The sequence below is a fragment of the Chamaesiphon sp. VAR_69_metabat_338 genome, assembly GCF_031423935.1.
Lineage (GTDB): Bacteria > Cyanobacteriota > Cyanobacteriia > Cyanobacteriales > Chamaesiphonaceae > Chamaesiphon.
Map to the genome: position 1 here is coordinate 1 of NZ_JANPGM010000516.1, position 4,185 is coordinate 4,185.

Annotated in this window: 2 protein-coding genes; both read left to right on the top strand. The window is 50.7% G+C overall.

Going from position 1 to position 4,185, the window contains the following annotated elements:
* Positions 1-288 (top strand): TatD family hydrolase (locus tag RMO84_RS14320; RefSeq protein WP_310489123.1); only part of this gene is annotated, 288 nt, incomplete at its 5' end.
* Between the two features lie 346 nt (positions 289-634).
* Positions 635-3,937, top strand: a complete 3,303-nt coding sequence (gene rpoB, locus RMO84_RS14325) for a DNA-directed RNA polymerase subunit beta (protein WP_310489124.1) — start codon at positions 635-637, stop codon at positions 3,935-3,937.
* Positions 3,938-4,185: the final 248 nt, after the last annotated feature.

A 4,185-nucleotide genomic window follows, 5' to 3' on the forward strand; every position in this document is an offset into this window, starting at 1 on the left:
GATTTGGGGTTTTACATTAGCTTTAGTGGGGTAGTTACCTTCAAAAATGCCGCACAGATTCAAGCTTCGGCACAACTCGTGCCGCCAGCGAGATTGCTAATTGAAACCGATTGTCCGTTCCTGGCACCTGTACCCCATCGCGGCAAACGGAATGAGCCAGCTTTTGTCGCTCAGGTAGCTAGCTTTTTGGCAACCTTGCGCGGTGAAAGTGTGGAGAGTTTGGCAGGATTTACTACTGCTAATGCAAGAGAGCTATTTAGATTACCAGTTTTAGCATCGATCGATTAAGGCTCTCGATCGGCAATTTTTATATTTAAACCGCTGGCAAGATTTACGCTACATTCAAATCCTATTTACTGTCACTACCAAAGATGATTCTCACCCCAGATAGCCAGGTTGAAGCCGTTCTAGATGCATCTAGCGATCGAAATCGTGTCAACCAAAAGTTATCGGTCGTCGGGGAGCATTAAGACTTTTAAGTAACTTATTTATTTTACCATGTAAGCTCACAAATGGCGACCCAGACTGCAGATATTCAAGATCCTACAGCTAGCCCGAGCTAGTGTCGATCTGTGAAATTATCACTTTTGCGAAGAATCGATCCCTGTATAGAACGTGCTTAGAGAGGAATACTATGACTAGTCAGATTACTACTACAGCATCCACTTACATGCTGCCGGATTTAGTAGAGATTCAGCGTTCTAGCTTCCGCTGGTTTTTGGAAGAAGGCTTAATCGAAGAATTAGATAGCTTTTCACCGATTACGGACTATACCGGCAAACTAGAATTAAGATTCCTCGCCAAAAATTACAAGCTCAAACGACCGAAATACGACGTTGATGAAGCCAAGCGACGCGACGCTAGCTATGCGGTGCAAATGTATGTACCGACGCAATTAATTAACAAAGAAGATAAAGGCAAAATCATCGAGCAGGATGTCTTTATCGGTGACTTGCCATTGATGACCGATCGGGGGACGTTTATTATTAACGGTGCCGAGCGGGTAATTGTCAATCAGATCGTGCGCTCGCCTGGGGTTTATTACAAATCCGAGCTAGATAAAAACGGTCGTAGAACATATAGTGCGTCACTGATCCCCAATCGCGGAGCGTGGCTGAAGTTTGAAACGGATAAAAATGATATCGTCTGGGTGCGGATCGATAAGACTCGTAAGCTATCGGCGCAGGTACTGTTAAAAGCACTGGGATTGACCGATAACGAGATTTTTGACTCCTTACGTCACCCTGAGTTTTATCAAAAGACGATCGATAAAGAAGGCAACTTGTCCGAAGAAGAAGCGTTGATGGAGCTGTACAAAAAGCTGCGTCCGGGCGAACCGCCAACGGTGAGTGGCGGTCAGCAATTGCTCGATTCGCGCTTTTTCGACCCCAAACGTTACGATTTGGGTAAGGTCGGACGGTATAAGTTGAATCGCAAATTGCGGTTGACGACTCCCGATGCCATTCGGGTGCTAACACCGCAAGATATCTTGTGCGCGATCGATTATCTGATCAATCTGGAATTTGATATCGGCAGTACCGATGATATCGACCACTTAGGCAACCGCCGTGTGCGCTCGGTCGGCGAATTGCTCCAAAACCAAATTCGGGTCGGCTTGAATCGCTTAGAGCGGATCATTCGCGAACGGATGACAGTTTCGGAGACTAGCAGCTTGACACCAGCGAGTTTGGTCAATCCCAAGCCCTTAGTTGCGGCCGTGAAGGAATTTTTTGGTTCCTCGCAACTGTCCCAGTTTATGGATCAAACCAATCCCCTGGCGGAATTGACCCACAAACGCCGACTCTCAGCCTTAGGCCCTGGTGGTTTGACCCGAGAACGGGCGGGCTTTGCGGTACGCGATATTCACACCTCCCACTACGGGCGGATTTGCCCGATTGAAACCCCGGAAGGCCCCAACGCGGGCTTGATCGGTTCGCTAGCGACGCATGCGCGGGTCAATCAATATGGGTTTATCGAAACGCCGTTCTTACCCGTCGAAAATGGTCGGGTCAAGCGCGAGCTAGAAGCGGAATATATGACGGCGGATCAAGAGGACGATCTGCGAGTCGCACCTGGCGATATCACCACCGACGAGCATGGTTATATCTTGGGTTCGACGATTCCCGTCCGCTATCGACATGAATTTACGACTACTACCCCAGATCAGGTGGATTATGTCGCGATTTCGCCGGTGCAGATTATTTCGGTGGCAACATCGTTGATTCCGTTCTTGGAGCACGATGACGCCAACCGCGCCCTGATGGGGTCGAACATGCAACGTCAGGCGGTACCCTTGCTGCGTCCCGAACGTCCGCTAGTCGGTACGGGCTTGGAAGTCCAAGCTGCGCGGGATTCGGGGATGGTCGTCGTCTCGAAAATCGACGGTGTAGTCAGCTTCATCGAAGCCGAATCGATCGATGTTAAAGGCGATAACGGTCGCACCCAAAAATATCTGCTCCAGAAATATCACCGTTCTAATCAGGATACTTGCCTCAACCAACGTCCCTTGGTACAAATCGGCGATCGAGTCGTTGCTGGTCAAGTCCTGGCAGATGGTTCGGCAACTGAAGGCGGCGAGCTGGCTCTGGGTCAAAATATTCTAGTCGCTTATATGCCGTGGGAAGGCTACAACTATGAGGATGCGATCCTCATTAGCGAGCGATTGGTATCTCAAGATTTCTATACCAGTATCCACATCGAGAAGTTTGAAATCGAAGCACGGCAAACCAAGCTCGGCCCTGAAGAGATTACCCGCGAAATTCCCAACGTCAGTGAAGAATCCTTGCGGAATCTGGACGAAACCGGCATCATCCGCAAGGGTGCGTGGGTGACATCTGGCGATATTCTCGTCGGTAAAGTGACGCCCAAAGGCGAATCCGACCAGCCGCCAGAAGAAAAACTGCTGCGCGCCATCTTCGGTGAAAAAGCCCGCGATGTCCGCGATAACTCCCTGCGAGTTCCTAACGGTGAAAAAGGCCGCGTTGTCGATGTCCGCGTATTTACCCGCGAACAAGGCGATGAATTGCCACCTGGAGCCAATATGGTCGTGCGGATCTACGTCGCGCAAAAGCGGAAAATCCAAGTCGGCGACAAAATGGCCGGACGCCACGGCAATAAAGGAATCGTCTCGCGGATTATGCCGCAAGAGGATATGCCTTACCTACCCGATGGTACTGCCGTCGATATCGTCCTCAATCCGCTCGGCGTGCCCTCACGGATGAATGTCGGTCAGGTGTTTGAATGTCTGCTCGGTTGGGCGGGACATAACCTGGGCATGCGGTTTAAGGTGACACCATTCGATGAAATGTACGCACCCGAAGCCTCGCGATCGACAGTACATGGCAAGCTTAAAGCTGCGGCTAAAGAACAAGGTAAACCTTGGCTGTTCGACAAAAACGAGCCTGGTAAAACCACCGTCTATGACGGACGCACCGGCGAAGCTTTCGATCGACCCGTAACCGTCGGGAAGGCGTATATGCTCAAACTCGTCCACTTAGTCGATGACAAGATCCACGCGCGTTCCACTGGCCCTTATTCCCTCGTTACCCAACAACCCCTCGGTGGTAAAGCCCAACAAGGCGGTCAACGGTTCGGGGAAATGGAAGTCTGGGCACTCGAAGCCTTTGGTGCGGCCTACACGCTCCAAGAGCTACTCACCGTCAAATCTGATGATATGCAAGGCCGGAACGATGCCCTCAACGCGATCGTTAAAGGTAAATCGATTCCCAGCCCTGGCACGCCCGAATCCTTCAAGGTACTAATGCGCGAGTTGCAGTCTCTCGGTCTAGATATTGCCGTTCACAAAGTCGAACAGACCCCCGACGGCGATAGCCGCGACGTCGAAGTCGATCTGATGGCCGATGTCAATACCCGTCGCGCGCCTTCTCGTCCCACTTATGAATCGTTTGCGCGTGGCGACGATAGTGAAGAAGTCTAGGAGGGAATAGGGAATAGGGGATAGGGGATAGGGAATTGAGGATAGGAAGTAGAGAATAAGCGATCGGGCATAGAAAATACCGATTACTTGCTGAATCCTCAACCTTCAAGCCTCAGCCCTAAATCCTAACCTCTAAACCCTTCCAATCCCTAGGGCCCCCCCCCCCCCCCCCACCCCCCAAAAAATCGGACAAAAAAAGAAACAAAAAATTTGTATGGTAAGATTGTGTTGTTGTTGGCCCCGGGGGG